Source organism: Paenibacillus sp. 481 (assembly GCF_021223605.1).
Classification (GTDB): Bacteria; Bacillota; Bacilli; order Paenibacillales; family Paenibacillaceae; genus Paenibacillus_B.
The window spans coordinates 5,017,654-5,036,950 of the sequence record NZ_CP075175.1; the positions used below are offsets into that span (position 1 = coordinate 5,017,654).

The 19,297-nt window shown below is 46.2% G+C and carries 9 protein-coding genes and 1 pseudogene; 7 read left to right on the forward strand and 3 right to left on the reverse strand.

What is annotated here, in order from left to right; genetic code table 11:
• Positions 1-27: 27 nt before the first annotated feature.
• Positions 28-114, reverse strand: a pseudogene (locus KIK04_RS21730) (transposase); the annotation flags it as partial.
• Between the two features lie 642 nt (positions 115-756).
• Between KIK04_RS21730 and KIK04_RS24495 the strand changes: the two are divergent.
• Positions 757-915: a hypothetical protein gene (locus KIK04_RS24495; RefSeq protein WP_442951191.1), complete on the forward strand. Its 159-nt coding sequence runs from the start codon at positions 757-759 to the stop codon at positions 913-915.
• A 403-nt stretch (positions 916-1,318) separates the two neighbouring features.
• Here the strand turns inward: KIK04_RS24495 and KIK04_RS21735 are convergent, their stop codons facing one another.
• On the reverse strand, positions 1,319-3,100 hold the full coding sequence (locus KIK04_RS21735) for an ABC transporter ATP-binding protein (protein WP_232275740.1): 1,782 nt from the start codon (positions 3,098-3,100) through the stop codon (positions 1,319-1,321).
• Position 3,101: 1 nt separating this feature from the next.
• Positions 3,102-4,853: an ABC transporter ATP-binding protein gene (locus KIK04_RS21740; protein ID WP_232275741.1), complete on the reverse strand. Its 1,752-nt coding sequence runs from the start codon at positions 4,851-4,853 to the stop codon at positions 3,102-3,104.
• A gap of 308 nt (positions 4,854-5,161) precedes the next feature.
• Here KIK04_RS21740 and KIK04_RS21745 point away from each other — a divergent pair, with 308 nt between their 5' ends.
• The 6 genes from KIK04_RS21745 to KIK04_RS21770 all read left to right on the forward strand — a co-directional run bounded on the left by KIK04_RS21745 (position 5,162) and on the right by KIK04_RS21770 (position 19,278).
• Complete coding sequence (locus KIK04_RS21745) at positions 5,162-6,151, forward strand: helix-turn-helix domain-containing protein (RefSeq protein ID WP_232275743.1); 990 nt, start codon at positions 5,162-5,164, stop codon at positions 6,149-6,151.
• A 216-nt stretch (positions 6,152-6,367) separates the two neighbouring features.
• Positions 6,368-9,979, forward strand: coding sequence for an amino acid adenylation domain-containing protein (locus tag KIK04_RS21750; protein WP_232275744.1), 3,612 nt, complete (start codon positions 6,368-6,370; stop codon positions 9,977-9,979).
• Positions 9,976-11,076 (forward strand): saccharopine dehydrogenase NADP-binding domain-containing protein, encoded by a 1,101-nt coding sequence (locus tag KIK04_RS21755; protein ID WP_232275746.1) that lies wholly within the window; start codon positions 9,976-9,978, stop codon positions 11,074-11,076. The genes KIK04_RS21750 and KIK04_RS21755 overlap by 4 nt, the downstream gene beginning before the upstream one ends.
• Positions 11,073-13,373 (forward strand): bifunctional Gfo/Idh/MocA family oxidoreductase/class I SAM-dependent methyltransferase, encoded by a 2,301-nt coding sequence (locus tag KIK04_RS21760; protein ID WP_232275748.1) that lies wholly within the window; start codon positions 11,073-11,075, stop codon positions 13,371-13,373. The genes KIK04_RS21755 and KIK04_RS21760 overlap by 4 nt, the downstream gene beginning before the upstream one ends.
• Entirely contained in the window at positions 13,357-14,121 is a 765-nt protein-coding gene (locus KIK04_RS21765; RefSeq protein ID WP_232275750.1) for a VOC family protein, read from the forward strand. The genes KIK04_RS21760 and KIK04_RS21765 overlap by 17 nt, the downstream gene beginning before the upstream one ends.
• A 156-nt stretch (positions 14,122-14,277) precedes the next feature.
• Complete coding sequence (locus tag KIK04_RS21770) at positions 14,278-19,278, forward strand: non-ribosomal peptide synthetase (protein ID WP_232275752.1); 5,001 nt, start codon at positions 14,278-14,280, stop codon at positions 19,276-19,278.
• The last annotated feature ends 19 nt before the right edge of the window (positions 19,279-19,297 follow it).

Here is a 19,297-nt window from a genome sequence, read left to right on the forward strand (position 1 = left end):
GAAAACAGAATCAACGAATTCCACAAATACAAAAGCTTGCTCGCTACGTTGGTATCGGGCAAATAAATCGGTAGAGAACCTACCATCCCGGATACGTGGGATATGAAGCGTAATATTGAGCCATATTCAAATCCACCTCACTAGTTTGTTGTCTCGACAACAACATTCTACTTGAGGGTTTTGAATATGGCTCTCTTCATTTATTGGAAGAAGCTATTTTTCACAATTATACGGACTCAACTAAAAAGCACTATAGAACCTTTCTGAAATTTAATATCCTCCCTGATGATGCCCCGATTTTTGTAAAATATTAATAGATATCAGTGCAAATATCATGCTTTTTATCTACAGTAGAACAGCATACTAAATTAAGCGGGGTTAAAGCTTAATCCTCATAAAAAGAGACATTGGTTTGTAATTAACATGATTAGAAGCACATAAGAAATATCTGATAATGAAAGTGAAATGATCAGGAAAAAGAAAGAGCTTTTTCAATACATAAAGTGGAATTTATTCATTTTTAGAACTTGATGTGGCTTTGTGAACTGTAATCCGTGTAGGGTAGACACTTTTTTGGAAAAAGTGTCTATTTCCTGCGTGTTCTTTACTTTCATCATAAATATAATCAAAAAAGAGCGAGGTCAAGAAAATGATAGACAACATTAAACCTCCAACAAGAAGACTTCGTTTTACAGGCTAAAAGGTAAGTGCAGTGCATGTCCGTTTCGGTATCAGGGGCAGTATGAGGTTGAGAAAATTGGGCTCTACTACAATAGACTCCGCTACTATTCACCGATTGAAGGAACGTATACCCAGCAGGCAGAATGCGCTTTTATGTGTACGTACACGATTCACTGTCATGGGTTGATTCGTTTGGGCTTGCGGGTGGAAATCCTACACTTTACGCAGATGTAAGCGATCCATTATTTGAAGTCGATCCTTTTGGATTGAATGTGCATCGAAGAACAATTCAAGCCCAAGGATCGAAAATAGAAGAGTCTATTATGCATTAGAAAAATATTGGATAGACATGTTTTTTATGCTGTTAGATTAACAGAACCATGGGACATTTGGCTACTCTCCACTAGGGAAGTTGTATCGAAATTGAAAAAAATCTCAGATGTAGAGATAAGTAGCTTTGATATTAAAAAGGACCGCACATTAATACATAGATGACATGTGGAGGTTAAATGATCTTCTAAAATAAAAGAGGCATCTATTCGCACAATATCGTGCGAATAGGTGCCTCTTTCACGTGTAATTGAAGCCATTACTGCTGAAAGCAGTGGAATGAAGCAAGCGGCAGCAGTAAATGCGCTTAAATCGTACTCGCTACTGTGCTTTTTTCAAGCGAGTGTTCAGTTGTCGCAGCTATTTTCCAACTGCGGGCCATGGAACGCTTGTCCCATAGATTGCGATACTGGCCGCCTTGCAACATAAGTTCGTCATGCGTTCCTGTTTGAATAACCGATCCGTTGTCGATGACAAGAATCTGATCCGCATTGCGTATCGTAGACAGCCGATGCGCGATGATGACAAGTGTTTTATTTTTGACCAGCTCATTAATGGCTAATTGGATATGTTTCTCGTTGTCTGGATCAACACTCGCTGTTGCTTCATCTAATAGCACAATGGGGGCGTCTTTGAGAATAGCCCTTGCAATCGATATCCGCTGCTTCTCCCCACCTGACAAAGTCGAGCCGCCTTCTCCGACGATTGTATCGTATCCGTTCTCTAGCGCCATAATGAAATCGTGGCAACGCGCTTTTTTAGCTGCGGCTACGACTTCTTCATAAGTGGCATCAGACTTTCCGAACTTGATGTTATTCAGAATCGTATCGTTAAACAGATACACTTTTTGAAACACCATGCTCATATTTTTAAGCAGGCTGTCACATGTCATCTGCTTCACATTGACTCCGCCGACAAGAACCTCGCCTTGCTGAACATCCCAAAATCTGACGATTAGATTCGCAATCGTAGATTTACCAGAACCTGACGCGCCCACTAGAGCTGTCATGCTTTTTTCGGGCACCTTGAAGCTGAGTTCTTTGATCGCCTCACTTTTTTCATAAGCGAACGAAACGTTTTTAAATTCGATATCAAATTGATCCAATGTAATATCTTTGCCGTCATTGTCAATAATGTCTACATTTTTCAATTGCTCATAGCGGTCAAGTCCCGCTTCCATAACCCGAATCTGGCTTGTGAGCGTCGATAGTGCTTTTACAGGAATATACATATAGAACACATAAATGAGAAGCAGGAGCATGACAGACATATCCATGCTTCCTTGATAACAAAATAGCGTTGCTAGTAACACAACAAGTGCAGTTGCAATCGAAAAGCATGTTTGATAGCGAAAGCTGGGAGGAGTGAACTTCTCCTCATAATCAATGGCGTGGTCACGTGTGCGCTCGATCGTGTCTTTGACCGATTTTGCTCTGTCGCCGGTCATGTTGAACGACTTAATTACGGAAATTCCCTGTACATATTCAAGCACAGATGATGTTAGGCTTGCTTGCTGTCGCTGTCTGATTTTAGACTGCTCTTTGCCTACATTTTGCAGCTTTTCAAGCGCAAACAGCGAGAAAATACACATCGCTAAGGATACTAGTGCAATGCGCCAATCCATAATGAACAGCAGCACACTCCCGATGACAATGCCTATGTAACCGTTAATGACTTTATCCAGAGCCCCCATGCCATGCTCTTCGATAAATAACAAGTCAATGGAAACAGCGGAAGTTACGTTTCCCTTGTTGCCCTCTGTAAAATAGCTCATCGGAAAGCGTTTGAAGCGGTCGCCAATGCTAACCCTTTCTCGAGCACAGATATCATATCCTGTCCCGCTCTGTAAGGAAACAAACATGCGTCGCAATATACATCTTACGACAATAGCGGCCAACATAATGCCACCGCTCAGCCACGCATCCAGCGGCGTAATCGACTGGTCTAACATTTTTGTGAATATATACAGAACTGCAAATATCGGCACATTAGATAGTAAACTTTCAACAAAGCTTAATACAAACGCGAGTTTAATCTTGCCGGCAGTGTCGCCAGCGAGGATAAGCATTCTACGAATAAAACGAAGCACGTTATTTGCCCCTTTCTTTGGTGGCGATGTCCCAATTCATAGATTCTGCATGTGCCTGCCACATGGTTTGATAAATAGGTGAAAGGGAAAGAAGCTCGTGATGAGTTCCCTCAGCCGATATTTTTCCTTTATTCAATAAAATAATATTGTTCGCGTCAACAATGGTCGACAATCGATGCGCGATGACAATAAGCGTTTTTCCCTGAATAAGGCCGCTTAGGGCAAGTTGAATTTTATCCTCATTTTCTGGATCGGTAGAGGACGTAGCTTCATCTAGCACAATAATCGGCGCATTTTTTAACATTGCACGAGCAATTGCAATTCGTTGGCGCTGTCCGCCAGACAATTTGTCGCCTGCGTCTCCAACGATAGTGTGATATCCATGTTCGGTCTTTAGGATAAATTCATGGCATTGGGCCATTTTGGCCATTTCGAATACTTCAGCATCGGTCGCATCAGGTCTACCCATACGAATGTTTTCCATAATCGACGTATTGAACAGAAAAATATCTTGTGATACATAACTGATGGAATTCATTAACGTTTCAAATGAAAGCTCCGTTATCGGTATACCTCCGATTCTGATTTCACCGTGTTTAATGTCCCAAAATCTGACGAGCAGCTTCGCCAGCGTCGATTTTCCAGCACCTGACTCGCCAATGAGTGCAGTCACGGTGTTTTCTTTTGCAGTAAAGGAAATATCACGAATCGTTTCCTTGTCATCGTAAGCAAAGGACACATGGTGAAACGAAACAGAGTAATCGGTTGGCACGGTATGATTGTGACCGTCTACCATTTCCTTTTCATTGAATAGTTGTTCAATCTTCTGTGCTTTTTGCTTGAGATTTGGGAAAATGGGCAGAAATTCAACGAGTCGCATCAGTGGGAGTCCCATACTCATGGCCAACAAAATACATAATACAAATGTGCTAAGCGTAAGCGTTCCGTCAATGTAAAACATGGTTCCGAATGGGAGTAGGAACAGAAGGGTAGACGGCAGGATAATACTATAAATGGTCATGTATGTCCACGAAGCTTTATACCAATCAAGTGTGCTATTTTTATACTCGTCTACGGAGGTAATATATTTTTTGAAAGATGATGTAGTCTGATTGAATACTTTAATGACTTCCATACCGGAAATATATTCGATGATGTTCTCATTCATTTCCTTGGAAGCCTTATAGTACGGGCCCATTCTTTTCGAGCCGTCCCGCACCATGAGAAATACGGGAATCATGCCAATAGGTAATACGGCCAGCGCTAACAGTGCCAAGCGCCAGTCAAGCGCGAACAACGCTAACGCAATAATGAGGGAAGTGAGCAGGTTGGAAATGCCTTCGGGCATTGCGTGCGCCAAAATAATTTCCATATCCTCGATATTTTCAACAAAATTCTTTTTCAAGCTGCCTGTGCTGTGCTTTTTGATTGTTCCCATAGGCATCATTCTCAATTTGTCGGCCACTCTTTTTCGCATGCCCATTAACGTATCGTATGCCAGATGATGAGAGGCGGACAATCCCTTATATTGAGTATGTGTTCTGAGTACAAGACAGAGGAGAATTAGCCCAGCCATTAGGCCTAAATAAACAATTGAGATCGACTCTTCTCCAGTGAAGCGCATAATGATTTGATAAATGATAAAGTAAGGGGCAACGCCTAAAATAACGCTTGTCGTTAAATAGGCAATTGCTTTATACATGTCTTTCTTAAAATGTTTGGCATAAGAATAAACACCTATTAGTTCTCGCATATTTCTAGCTTCCCTTCCGATCAAATCAGCGTCTGATGTAACTTAAAACTGTTCGTTTGATGGGCATCCCATTGAGTATGCATGCCCGCGCACTACACGATCCCCCTTATAATATTAACATTCTTTCCGCCTATTGATAATGATTATCTTTATCAAAATTTGTCTATGCTTTGGCATGCCGATAGATTATGGTTAGCATAGCAACTCATTTTATACTATAAATCCATGAAGACGAAGGTCAATAATGATGACTATCTTTCGTCTTGGGCGGGAGTATCTTTGTCCTGTTTGGGTATTGGAGATGAACGATGAAAAATATAAAAACGGAAATGTTCGAGGCATACCTTATGCAATATGGATTCCAGCGCGACGAAGGCAACAACAATTATAACGGGGAGGGTACGTGCTACTCACTTTTTACGGAAAAGGGGGAGGGGGACTACTGGTTGTATACTTGTGACAATATGTTCGCCATTTCTGTACAGGATTGTATCGCCTATGAAGATTTCTATATGGAGTATCCGCAGCCAGAATATTTATGCATTAGCTACTACGATTCTGTATCTGGGGAAGAACTCAACCCATATAGACGCTTATCCTGTTCCTGTATCAAGGGCCATGTTGGCGATAACAATATATACCAAGTCGTTTATCATAAAAATACGCGCATCCGCTGCACGTCCATTATCATTATGCCGGAGTATTACAGGAACTATTTGCAAGCACGCTATCCAGGAGAATATGAAGATCCGCGCGATGCTTTTCTAAGTATAGATGGCGTAGCCCATTTTCCTGAACTTATGTATTTGTTAGCGCAAATCAAAACTTGTCGCCATACGGGCATCTGGGCAAAGTTGTTCTATGAGAGTAAGGTGGCTGAGGCGCTTGCACTTATCGTACATCGAACAAATACGATCCAACACAGCTCATCTTGCCCGTCAACATGCGTATCTACACTGGACTTTGAGCATCTCTCAACGGTAAAGGCGTACATAAATGAGCATTTCGCAGATGATATCCAATTAGAAACGCTAGCCAAAATCGCTTGCATGAGTGCAACTAAGCTTAAATACACCTTCAAAAAAGTGTATAAATGTACTGTTTTTGAGCATTTACAAAGCAAACGCATGAGTTATGCCGAGGAGTTGCTTACAAGTACGGATTATAGTATTCAGCAAATATCACATTTTGTGGGCTATAAAAAGGCGAGCAATTTTTCGAATGCTTTTCGTAGAAGTACAGGCCTTTTGCCGAGTGAATACCGCTTATTGTCTAGCTCGAAAGTAGCGAAAGTTTGAAAGTCTTAAATATAAAATCCATCCCATACGTGTTGACATTGAAAAATGAATAGGGTAACTTAAAAAAGAAAAATTTAAATGATAATGATTATCATTATTATCAACAATGTTTTCAAATGGATTCACATGAACTTATTTCCATTTCCATGCACGTGAAATCGTTAAGTTGTTCAAGATGGACGGTGTTATTTTCTTTTAAAGAAAGAGGTGATAGTCATGTCATCAGGCAATATGTTTACCGATAACTCTAGTTTCATGCGCAAGGAATATGGTATGGGAAAGAAAGAGTGGCAACAGATTAAGACATTAGCAACTGCGTATTGTGTTTCGCCGCTGTCGGCGCTGCTGTCAGCCATTAGCGAAGTAGTCAGCAGATGGAGCTCAGGTGCTGAGCTGAGCATGATGCTGATCAACGAATCAGACGAAACCATGAATGGGGATTTCGTTGATCGCATCCTTACGGCAGAGGCAGTGACGATCACGTTCCAGCCTGTGCAGGAATGGCGATGGATCGAATTATGTCGCCACATCGACGTACAGCTTAATGATTCGAAGAATCATAGCAGCGCTACGAAGTTAACTACGCTTCAACATACCGCACTAATAGGTATGCGATATACCGACACGGTGGAAGAGTTGATCAGCCACCCTCACGCTGCTGACCGCGCGACGTATGCTACGCAGACGAAGCTACAAGATTACTTGATCTGTCATATGTCTGAACAAGAGCACGGCATTGTCGTTACTTGGGAAGTGCATGAAGTGCTTTTTTCACAGCGGATGACGGCTACGATGTTTGAAGCTTACATCTGTCTACTGAACGGATTAGCTGAAGGTTCATGGGAACAGCAGCTTCCGGACACGCTTCCCGAAGCTCAACGACAAATACGTGACCAAGTAAATTCCACGTTTGTCCAAGTCGAAGCGAAACTAATCCACGCCGATTTCTTTATGAAGGCTCGGGAAAATCCGGAGCGGGAGGCTTTACTATGGGACGACAACGGGATAAACCGTTGTATGACTTATGGTGAACTTGCCGATAAAGCTTTGCGGATGGCAGCTCTACTCCTACAAAGAGGTGTTAAGCAGGGAGATGCTGTCGCCGTAACACTACCGCGAGGACCTAATCAGATTATAGCTGTGTTGGCCGTCTTAGCTGCAGGAGCTGCCTATGTGCCGATCGGAGTTAGCCAGCCTGAGCAGCGACGGGATCGCATCTATCGCATAGGCGAAATTCGCTACGTCATCATGGATAAGGCGGAGCTTTCGATGAATCCATCTCCGACCACGAGGACGATCATTTTTTCCGGAGAAGCGGATTCCTTTACTCCATTACCACATCCGGTTCCGAACGATTCCGCTGCGCTGGCGTACGTTATTTTCACTTCTGGATCGACCGGGGAACCGAAAGGCGTACAAATTACGCACCAAGCGGCACATAACACCATTTCAGATATGAATACCCGATTTATTGTAAGTGAATCGGATACGGTTCTCGCCGTTTCAGCACTTGATTTTGATCTTTCTGTTTATGATATATTTGGTCTCCTTTCCGTCGGCGGCAAAGTGGTGTTACTCCATGAACATTCGAGACGAGAAGCGATTGTCTGGCTTGATCTTATCCGCAGAATGAAGGTGACTGTGTGGAATTCGGTGCCTGCACTTTTTGAGATGCTAATGATCGGTTCCGGTGAGATGGGCTTACTCCCATCGTTACGTCTTGTGCTTGTATCTGGAGATTGGGTCGGACTTGATCTGTATGAGCGCCTCAGGCGGAAATCGAAAGACTGTCGTCTGATTGCGCTCGGCGGGGCAACTGAAGCTTCTATTTGGTCAAATTACTACGAAGTAAAGGGTGTAAATTCGGAGTGGACTTCTATTCCATATGGAACCCCTCTGCATAACCAATGCTATCGTGTGGTGGATAGGTTAGGCCGCGATTGCCCAGATATGGTAAGTGGCGAGTTATGGATCGGTGGGATCGGAGTTGCACGTGGTTATCTTGGCAATGATGAACTGACATCGAAGCATTTTATTCATGATGGAGGCAAGCGCTGGTATCGAACGGGTGATTGGGGCCGCTATTGGCCGGACGGTAATATCGAGTTTCTTGGCCGATCCGATCAGCAGGTGAAGCTGAGAGGATACCGCATCGAACTCGGAGAAGTGGAGGCCGCGTTACGGCAGTATGGAGGCGTAGGTCAGGTTGTAGCAGTCATTGCCTCTAATGCTGGAACGAAACAACTTATGACCGCTGTTGTTGCGGATTCGACTACCGTTCAGACAAATGACGTTCCTCATGTTTCTGTTGCACCAGAGTCGATCGACAATGTTCGATATAAGGAAAATTCACGAGAAATACAGGCTAAAATGGCAGAAAGTTTAATCGCTGAAATATTTAATCTATCACAATTGAGTGTTAAAAAAGAAAGCGGTTTAACTTTAGCGTGGAATCCGCGGGTAACTGAAGCATATGAATCGCTACGTCAAATGTGGTTGCTCTGGCTTTGTAAGCGAAATGTGATTGTGGATGATAACGGTAGCTTGCGGGCGGGTCCTCGAATGGAGGAGGTGCTTCAATATACCGAAGCGCTTACACTCAGCGCAGCAACTCGTCATGGCACGCTGGAGACGGATTCCGCGATTTCAAGCATCGAACAGCGGCTGTTTCAGCGGCTGGACGATTATCGCAGCATAATAGGCGGTGACATGTCAGCTATGGTTCTGCTTGAAGATGATCTTCTTGCGCCTGAAAGCTTATCCACTCTGGATTCGGGAACGATTTCAGGCATTGAAAAGATTGCTGCCCGCATAAAGACGATGTTTGCATCTACAGGCAAACCCGTTGAAACGGCATTGCTCGGTGGACGTAGCGGCTTGATTGCACTCAAGTTGTTAGAAATGCTTGATCCAGAAGAAATTCGGTTCACCTTGCTTGATACTGCACCTTCCATGGTTGAAGCCGCCAAAAACCGTTTGTCTGCACTACCGCATGTAGTCAATTGCAAGCAATTGCCGGATAGCCGTGTTCCGAATCCATTACAATCGTGTTTTGATGTGGTTCTAGCCATAAATTCACTTCATCGTTATCACGATCCGTATCACGGTGTTGCACTAGCTTCATTGCTGCTACGACGCGGCGGAAAGCTATTTGCTTTGGAGCACAGTGAACTTACGCCGCTTGCCGCCGTAACATCAGCCGTGCTTGATCGGGGCTTTGTCGATTTTGACCATGATCGAAGTCAGGCATACAGCCCGATGTTGTCAGCACAGCAGTGGGCCAATTTGTGCATAAAAGCAGGGCTTCACCCTGTAAGTTGCAGCTCGGTGGATAACTCCTTCACGGAAATGATTGAAGCCGATTGTCCGCTATCTAGACCGGAGCTGAATCCCGAACACATTTTGAGTTGGGCTACAGCCCAGTTGCCAGCGCATATGGTTCCAGAAAAAGTTGAAATATTGCCATGGCTTCCATTAAGCGCTAACGGCAAGGTGGATCGCAAAGCTGTTGCTTCCGTATTCGAGTCAACGGTTCATGCAACCGTTGGGGAATTGCCCCATGAGGGATTGGAACAGGAAGTGTCCTCCATGTGGACACAACTTCTCGGTCTCGCGTCAATCGGACGCAAGCAGGGATTTTTTGAACTAGGAGGGGATAGCCTTCTTGCGACGCGCTTTCTTACGGCAGTGAAGGAGCGATATGGCATTGATTTATCCCTAAGGCATATGTTTGAAGCGCCAGCATTGCATCAGATCGCTGCTAGTATTGAGCAAAAACGGGTCGAAAAAAATGAAGAGCTCGTATTCATGGAAGAAGGTGAAATATGATCGGGATTATTGGTGGCTACGGCGATGTAGGATTAGCGGCGGCGAGCATGTTGAGCCAATGGGGAAAGCACCCGTTGCGATTAGGGGGGAGAAATCCTGAAGCTGCCCGGATGGAACACGGAGCTAAATGGCCACAGGCTGAATGGGTCAAGGTTGATATTGAGGATGATCAAAGTCTGAAATCATTCTTGAGCGGATGTGAATTAATCGTTAACTGTGCTGGACCGTCCCATCAGACATCAGCACGTGTGGCCGAGGTGTGTTTGTCATTAGGCTGTCATCATGTAGATGCTGGCATCGATCCGCGGCTAGAGGCCTTGCGTGAAACCGCGTACAACACGGTCGTGCTGTATGCAGCAGGTGCGACACCTGGATTATCGGGTCTGCTGCCACGCTGGCTGGCAGAATCTTTTGATAAGGTAGATTCCTTGGTTTACTATACGGGAGCGTTGGATAGATTTACGTCCGCTGCCGCTGAAGACTATCTTGCCGGTGTCGCGGGCAAAGACAACGAACCTATGGCAGCATGGAAAAATGGCACCCGCCGCTCATCGGTGCTAAGCCGAAAATCGGGCGCCACACTCCCTTTTTTCACACGTGAAGTCGCTTTGTATCCGTATTTCGACACGGAAGCGGAGTTCGTGGCCACTTCATTAGCGCTGCGTGATGGGGAGTGGTATATCGCCATTGACGGCAATCATGTGCCGAAAGTGCTGGAAGAAGTGCGATCACAGTTTCTCGTAGACCCGAATCTTGCGGTGAGACGTCTGTGCACGGCGACCGAGCTTGATTCGGCAGGGCGGCAAACATATGCAAATTTCATCGTACAGCTACGTGGCGTCAAGGATGCCGCGGAAATCGTGCGGACATTAGTGTTGCAGGCCCAAAGCCCGTCGAAATTGACTGGTTTGACCGCTGCTGCGGCAACAATTGCCGTATTAGAGGGTGAAATTCCGGCGGGTGTGCGTCCACTTGCTGAAATCCCTAATCCGTACAACGTGATTGACCGACTAAAACAGGCAACTTTCATTCATCATCTGAACGTGTTGGAATGTTCCGTAGACGAGTTGTTAATTACGGAGGAGGGTGAACTATGAACAACAAAAAATGGCGTACCGTTGTATGCGGTTCTACATTTGGGCAATTTTACATGGAGGCACTGAAGTTGCTGCCTGAACAGTTTGAACTTGTAGGCCTGCTCGGGCAAGGCAGTGAGCGCACGAAGAAATGCGCGAAATATTACGGTATACATGTATATACCGAAGTAGACCAGCTTCCGCCTGACATCGATCTCGCCTGTGTTGTGCTGCGATCGGGAGTTCTGGGCGGTAAGGGCACGGATGTGTCACTAAAGCTGCTCGAACGAGGCATCCATGTTATTCAGGAGCAGCCTGTGCATCACAAGGATATGGCAGCGTGTCTTCGAACCGCGCGGCAGCATGGCGTCATTTTTCAGACGGGCGATCTATACGTTCATTTGCCTGCTGTGAGACAGTTTATCGCATCTGCAAAAGTGTTGCTCGAACAACAAGATGCACTGTATATTGACGCGGCGTTCGCTTCTCAAGTTTCCTATCCGATGATGCACATCTTTTCGCAAGTATTGCCGTCCATTCGACCGTGGAAGATCAACGCGGTGAGTAGAGAGGGTGGGCCGTTCCATGTCCTTACGGGAACGGTCGCGAACATTCCCATTACGTTGAGAGTCCATAATGAAGTCGATCCTAATGATCCAGACAATTACCTTCACTTACTACATCAGATGACTATTGGGACAGAGGGAGGGAGACTTTCCCTTACTGATACCCATGGTCCTGTCGTTTGGAATCCTCGTTTGCATATACCTGACAACATGAACATTCTCGGAGAACTGACGGGAGCTAGTCCCATGCACGTACTCGAGAACAGCACAGAGACAATAGGCACGTCGAGTCCAATGAGTTACAAAGACATTCTTACGAAGCAATGGCCGCAAGCCATCGCACACGATTTGTTAGGTATGAGAGAGCTAAGTTTGGAAAATGCCAATGCGAACATGCGGGCCCAACAAGAACTGTTATGTTCCAGTCAATGGCATGAAATGACTGCTGCGCTAGGGTATCCTGTTCTGCGCCCTGGCTGCACACATCAGCCGCTTCCGGTAAACCTGTTAAAAGAAGCCGCCTCACAGATTGAAGACGACAGTGCTCGGTTTGCACACGGTAACGATGTTGCTTCATTTTGTTATCAAGCGAGCACCGATATTTCTGCTTGTACAGATTACGGTGACCGCGAGCTGCACGGATTGGATGCGGAATGTGTAGCTTCGTTCGTTAAAAATTTGGATGAAGCGGTGTTTCATTCGATGATATACGCTCTCCAAACAGAGGGACTGCTGACTAGCACGGAGCGGGAATACAGCATAAGCGAAATATTGGCCATGTCGCAAACGGCTCCCCAGCATCATGATTTAATTAAGCGCTGGTTGGTGTTGTTGAGTGAACGCGGGTATATCCAGCGCAACGGGGACCGTATGAATGGGGTCGATGTTGTGACCGAAAATAAGTTAAAAGATTGCTGGAAGGCTGTGCGAGAAATTTGGGATGGTAAGCTCGGTTCACCACTCACGATGGACTATTTGATCAGTAACGCCGAACAGTTGCCGCAACTGATGCGGGGTGAACAGCAGGCTGCATTCTTGTTATTTCCTGAAGGTAAAATGGACTACGCCCATGCCTTGTACCGTGAAACGATAACAGCCCGTTATCTCAACCAATCCGTGTCAGAAGCGGTTATGCGCATCGGGGCTGCCAAACAGCTGTTATCGGCCGCTAAAGCTGAACAGCCGCTAACTATTATCGAGATAGGCGCAGGTACAGGTTCAACTACAGAAGTAGTCGTGCCTAGATTAAAGGCGTCTGCGAACGTACTTAGCACGGCATATTTGTTCACAGATGTATCTCACTTCTTTCTCTCGGCTGCGCGTGAACGATATAAAGACTGTCCGTGGATGCAATTTCAGGTTGTTGATATTGACAAAGACGTTACTGAGCAGGGATTACAACTCGCACAGGCAGATATTATTATCGCGGCCGGTGTGCTGAACAATGCTTTCAATACAGACAAGGCCGTTGCTGGGCTTGTGCAATTACTCGTGCCTGGAGGATGGCTGCTGTTTACGGAACCCGTGCGAGAGTTCCCGGAAATCCTTATTTCACAATCTTTCATGATGACTCAACCAGAGGATGACAGAAAGCGATCACAATCCACATTTATGTCCGTGAAACAATGGCAAGATGTGTTTGCGAGAGCGGGCGCTGCGGAAGTGCTGACGCTGCTGGACGAGGCTCATCCACTCGCTCCACTTGGACAACAATTTTTTGCAGTGAGGAAAAAAAATGATGCTGAAATGTAGCCATATTATATGCAAAGTTGACGATATCACAACGGTTGTTCGGGATTACGAAGCGCTCGGATTTACGATGCAATGGGGCAGCGCTCCGCAACGGGCGCATAACGCATTATTGTGGTTTGAGCACGGCCCGTTTATTGAATTTTTTCAAATACCTACGTCCCTTTCTTTGTTGAGCTTTCCGCTAGGTTTGATATACGGTCGCGCAGCAGGACAGCGCTTTAAATACTGGTCCAAGTGTACGGAAGGTTGGTGTGATGTAGCCTTGGAACCCGAACGCGTATCGAGTATAGAAATGTTGAATGGAGAACATCCGAATGGGGAACATCCAAATGCGGAATACAATCGCAAGGAGTTGGAAGACATTCAATTGGCAGTGAGACAGCTGGGCATGCCAACTTCACGCATTATTAATGGAAAAAGAACTCGTCCTGACGGCAATCTCGTTCGCTATAGTCTTTTTGCTCCGAAGGAGACGGAATTGCCGTTTATTGTTTCACATTATGATCCACCGCAGCGGCCTAAAAAAATCGAACATCCGAATGGGGCTACGGGAATTGAATGGGTCAAAATGGGGCTGCCAAGCAATCTTATGTCGCCTTTTCGCGCACTCATTTCAGGAGATGAATGGCTGCGGGCAGAATCAGCTGAGATAACGGGTGTATTAGAAGTAGGTTTATCCGGTTTGAAAGAGTCACTGGATACGAGCCTCCTTCATGGGGCTGTGTTTGCAGCTGCCCGAACCAAATAGGTTGAATAGTAAAATTGCTCGAACTTATCGAACTTATCGAACTTATCGAACTTATCGAACTTATCGAACTTATCGAACTAATAGACCTAATAGACCTAACTGATCTTATCGATCTAATCGAACTTATAGAAAATATGTAACTAGGAGAATCAAGCTATGACACAGAACAGCACAGTAACTATTACTGATTTGGTGGCACGTCTCCAAGGAGAAGGCGTTTCTCTATGGGTAGAGGATGGTAAGTTGCGATACAGGGCACCACAGGGTGTATTGGCGGCCAGTGATTTACAGACTTTAAAACAGCACAAGACGGTTATATTGGAATTGCTTGAGTTACAACATAAACCGATGGCGGTAAAGGATGATCCGAAGTCTAGATTTGAGCCTTTTCCGCTGACAGATGTGCAGTCTGCCTATTTGCTTGGCCGAAGTGAGGTATTCGGGTATGGCGGTGTAGCTTGTCATATTTATCTTGAACTTCATTACCCCGAGCTGGAGCATAGCGGTGTCGAGGAAGTGTGGAATAAGCTAGTTGCACGTCATGATATGCTACGTGCGATCATAGACAAGAACGGCTATCAACAAGTTATGGAAAGTGTACCACGACTTCAGGTAGGCCTTACTGATGCGAGTCGTTGGGAGCATGATCAGGTCGAAGCAAAGCTGGAGCATATTCGTGAAGAAATGGGTCACCGCATGTACGATACAGAACGTTGGCCGTTATTCGACGTTGCCGTGACGAATACACGAAACCATGCTGTACTGCACTTTTCAATTGAATTTCTGATTGCTGACTGGGCGAGCATTTGGCTGCTCCTCTCGGAATTCGAAGCGATGTATAACAACGCGGAATTAAAGCTTCCCGAGAGTCCGCTCCGCTTCCGAGACTATCTCATCGCCGAGCGCAGCCTGAGAGAAACGATTGCTTACTCCAAGGACAAAGACTATTGGTTCCGTAGAATGGATGAATTGCCTCCGGCGCCGGATCTGCCGCTGGCGAGGCTTCAACATCAAGCTGGTAGCGCACGGTTCACCCGTCGCTATTTGCAAATGGATGCGCACAGCTGGAACAACTTCAAACAACAAGCGCAGAAGCGCGGTCTGACACCGACGACCGCGGTGATGACGGCCTATGCGGCTGTAATGGAGCGTTGGAGCCGCAGCAATTCGTTCTGTCTGAATCTTACTGTGTTGAACAGACTCCCTTTGCATCCTGATGTTAATCATATTGTGGGTGATTTTACTTCGGTCAGTCTGCTTGCTATAGACTGGCGTGCCGATCAATCTTTCCACGAACAAGCGAAATCAATCAATAGCCAGTTGTTTGAGGATTTGGATCATCGGCTATTTTCTGGGGTTGAAGTGCTTAGGGAAATATCCCGCAGGCGTGGACGAGAAGCGGCGTTGATGCCAATCGTGTTCACGAGCGCTCTCGGGCTAGTCGAGCCGACAGAAGGCAATGATTTGATCGGGAAGGTTGAGGGGCACGGAATTAGCCAGACGCCGCAAGTATTTATTGACTGTCAGGCGATGGATAGAGCGTCAGGTCTTCAGGTGAACTGGGATATTCGGCAGGGCGTGTTCCCCGATGGAATGACAGACGATATGTTTGATGCATTTGAGTCGCTGTTGCGTGTGCTGGCTAGCAACGAACAGGCTTGGGATGAATGCGTATCCGTAGCGCTGCCAGATTGGCAAGTCAGCGAGCGGACGAACATGAACGATACGGCCGCGCCATTACCGGATCATATGCTACACAGTGGGATACTGGAGCAGGCCGCAGCATCTCCAGATCGAATTGCCGTTGTGGACCGTGAAGGGCAGACCACGTACGGAGAGCTTATGCTGCGAGCCTCAGCAATCCGTGAACAATTGATAGCTACGGGCTGTCAACAGCAAGACAGAGTCGCCATTGTGATGGACAAATCGGTGCATCAGATCGCAGCAGTGCTGGGCGTGTTGTCTGCCGGAGCTGTCTATGTTCCCATTGACACGCAACAACCGGAACTGCGCAGAACAGCGATTGTACAAAAAACAGGTGTCCGCCATGTGCTCACTTGTGGAACTTGCGAGATCCAATGGCCTGACAACTTGACGGTTATTGAAGTGGACAAGCTGCAGCCGCATCGGGAACACACGCTTGTGGCCGAAGGGAATCCCGATTTGCCAGCTTACATCATTCATACATCGGGCTCAACTGGACAACCAAAAGGCGTTGTCATCACCCATCGTGCGGCAGGCAACACGATTAACGATATGAACGAACGCTTTAATGTCGGACCTGATGACACCTTGTTGGGACTTGCTCAACTCAGTTTCGATTTGTCCGTTTATGACATATTCGGTATTTTGTCTGCCGGAGGCACACTTGTTTTCCCAGCTGTGGATCGACTAACTGATCCGTCACATTGGGCAGAGCTGATGACTAAATATGAAGTTACGATTTGGAACACGGTTCCGGCTCTGATGCAGATGCTGCTCGCTTACTTGAATGTGGAGCAGCATGTAAGCTTGCCGAAGTTCCGGCTCGCATGGCTATCCGGAGATTGGATACCTTTAACTTTGCCGGATACGTTGATTCAACGTGTGCCTTCCGTGCAAGTTATTAGTCTTGGCGGTGCTACCGAAGCGTCAATCTGGTCTATTTTCCATACTTACAAAGGGTTACAGCCAGATTGGAGCAATATACCGTATGGACGACCGCTTGCGAATCAGGGTTTCCGTATTTTAGATGCTAGCATGCGTGATTGTGCGGTGTGGGTGACAGGTGAGCTTTATATTACGGGCGATGGTCTCGCTCAAGGTTATTTCGGGGATGAAGAAACGACAGAAGCGCGCTTTTTTGTGCATCCTGTGGATGGGCAACGGCTTTACCGGACGGGGGATATGGGAAGATATACGCCCGGAGGTGAAATTGAATTTATCGGTCGTGAAGACAATCAAGTCAAAATCAAGGGACACAGAATCGAACTGGGCGAAATTGAATCTGCGCTGCAAAAACATCCGGCGATTGCTACAGCAGCCGTAGTCGTGGATGGAACAGGCGATGATAAATCGTTGTTAGGTGTCGTCGAGACCATTCGGATTAAAGAACGCCGGCGCGATCAAGAGCAGGCGGAGTTAGATCAGATGACAAGCGGCATAGATGAACTGTTTGTTCGGGCTGCGGACGGGCAGGAAGCCGAATCTACGCTGAAGGCGCTACATCAGTCCGTCATTACATTGTTACAACGGATTGCCAAGAACAATGTGGGCCGAACGTTGCGCATGTTACAACTCGGAACCGCATCCGCAATAAGCGTGGAGAAAGTAGCTGCAGGGCTGGAGGGTTGCGAGGTGGATTACTGGTGTACGGAACGTACCTCTGATCTAGTGAGCCAAGCGAAGGAAACAACTCAATGGGAAGCATCTTCAAAAGTGCGTTTCTGTGTCTTTAACGTCGAAGAGGATTATCGCGCTCAAGGCATTGCACCGAATAGCTTTGATGTTGTGATTGCTGATTTTGCGTTAGGTGGAGTACGCGATATTTCAAGGGCAGAAAGCAGCCTGACAGAACTTATTTGTGCGGGTGGGTGGATGGCTCTTACAGAAATTACAGATGACCATTCGACGTTGTCCGAGTGGCAGACGTTTCGATCGCCAGAAGCGACTAACGAGGTGTGGAAATATTTTTGCCCCGCGCAAGGTGTGCAGCTGTTCATGAAGAGGGTGAAGCTGGACAGAAGGCACGTATATGTGCCTGAGCTGGTTCATTTTCTTTCTCATTATATGCCCGCTCATATGATGACTTCCAATATCCAGATCGTTGATGCACTGCCGTTAACAAGCAATGGGAAAATTAACAGGCGAGAGCTGGTGAAATGGAAAATCCAAGCTTTAACAGGCGATGTAGATGCGCAAACGGAAAGCTTGCCTCAGGACGATCTGGAACAACTCGTGTCTCAATTGTGGGCGGAAGCGCTAGGGATGCCGACTATTCGGACAACCGACAATTTTTATCATCATGGGGCTGACTCACTCATCATGGCTCAAGTTGCTGGAAAGCTACGTGAACGGCTTGCCAGCGAGCCCATTCGGATCGACATTCCGTTTGATGCGCTGCTTAGGCAGATGCTCAATTATCCGACTGTTGCTGCGCTCGCCCAATTTGTCCGTTTGCAAACGAAGAAGACCGATCTTACTTGCAATGAGCTAGTACCTACACGACAGACAAAAAGCTCAAGTAATGCGGTGCTCACTACGTATGGTGGTGGCGACAAGGGACTGCTGCGGGTTGTTTTTCATGCGGGTCTTGGTACGATGAACTGTTTCCAGTTGCTGCTTTCACATCTGAATGAACAACAACGTGGTCCTGTTGTCGGAATTACTGTTGAAGATATTGATTTGTATTGTGCGTTGGATCATGCCGGGCTGATTGAGCATTTGGCTGATGATTACGCGGCACGCTTACTGGATACGGGACATCGGAAAATGCAACTCATCGGTTACTGTTTAGGTGGATTAATAGCTGTTGAAGTGGCTAGGCGGTTGCTTGAGAAAGGCATACAGGTAGAAGATCTGGTGCTCATTGATAGCCATCCGGTTCTTTATCATATCGAAGACGATTTAGTCATTGAAACCTTATTTGTACCGAATTTAAATATCTCGCTTGAACAAGCAGGTTTCAGTGGTGTAGATGCAGCTAATTTCGAACGCGGTTTGCTGCACATGTTTGAATCGAACAATAAAAGCGTGCCGGACGGAGCTACGCTGACGATTGAGGGAGATCCAGGTCTGGATCAAGTCGGAAATTTATTCAGAAATTTGTCCGCCCTTACAACGAGAGAACGGTTTACGGCTTATACCGATGCGGTCGCTACATTTAATGGAAATACGATGCCAGTTGAAATGGCAGAGGGTTTATTTAAGGTGTATCGCCAGAGTCTGAAGTCCGCTTGTTTTACGCCACAGCCGTATGTGGGGGATATTCGCTTCCTTCTCGCACAAGAAGCGTTTACGTTATTGCCAGGCACGAATGACATGACGCTGCAATATTGGGGAGACGTTTGCCTCGGGCAGTTTACCGTGCAAGAAATCGCGGGAAATCATTTTACTTGTATAGAGAGCGAACAAAATGCGAGTGATCTGGCCAAGGTTATTGAACAAGTGCTAGTGTAAGCCTAATTTTCACGAGAAA

Excerpts from the sequence above, each read along its gene's own strand:
- KIK04_RS21740 (WP_232275741.1), bottom strand. The coding sequence starts at position 4,853 with ATGCGAGAACTAATAGGTGTTTATTCTTATGCCAAACATTTTAAGAAA.
- KIK04_RS21745 (WP_232275743.1), top strand. The coding sequence starts at position 5,162 with ATGAAAAATATAAAAACGGAAATGTTCGAGGCATACCTTATGCAATAT.
- KIK04_RS21750 (WP_232275744.1), top strand. The coding sequence starts at position 6,368 with ATGTCATCAGGCAATATGTTTACCGATAACTCTAGTTTCATGCGCAAG.
- KIK04_RS21755 (WP_232275746.1), top strand. The coding sequence starts at position 9,976 with ATGATCGGGATTATTGGTGGCTACGGCGATGTAGGATTAGCGGCGGCG.
- KIK04_RS21760 (WP_232275748.1), top strand. The coding sequence starts at position 11,073 with ATGAACAACAAAAAATGGCGTACCGTTGTATGCGGTTCTACATTTGGG.
- KIK04_RS21765 (WP_232275750.1), top strand. The coding sequence starts at position 13,357 with ATGATGCTGAAATGTAGCCATATTATATGCAAAGTTGACGATATCACA.
- KIK04_RS21770 (WP_232275752.1), top strand. The coding sequence starts at position 14,278 with ATGACACAGAACAGCACAGTAACTATTACTGATTTGGTGGCACGTCTC.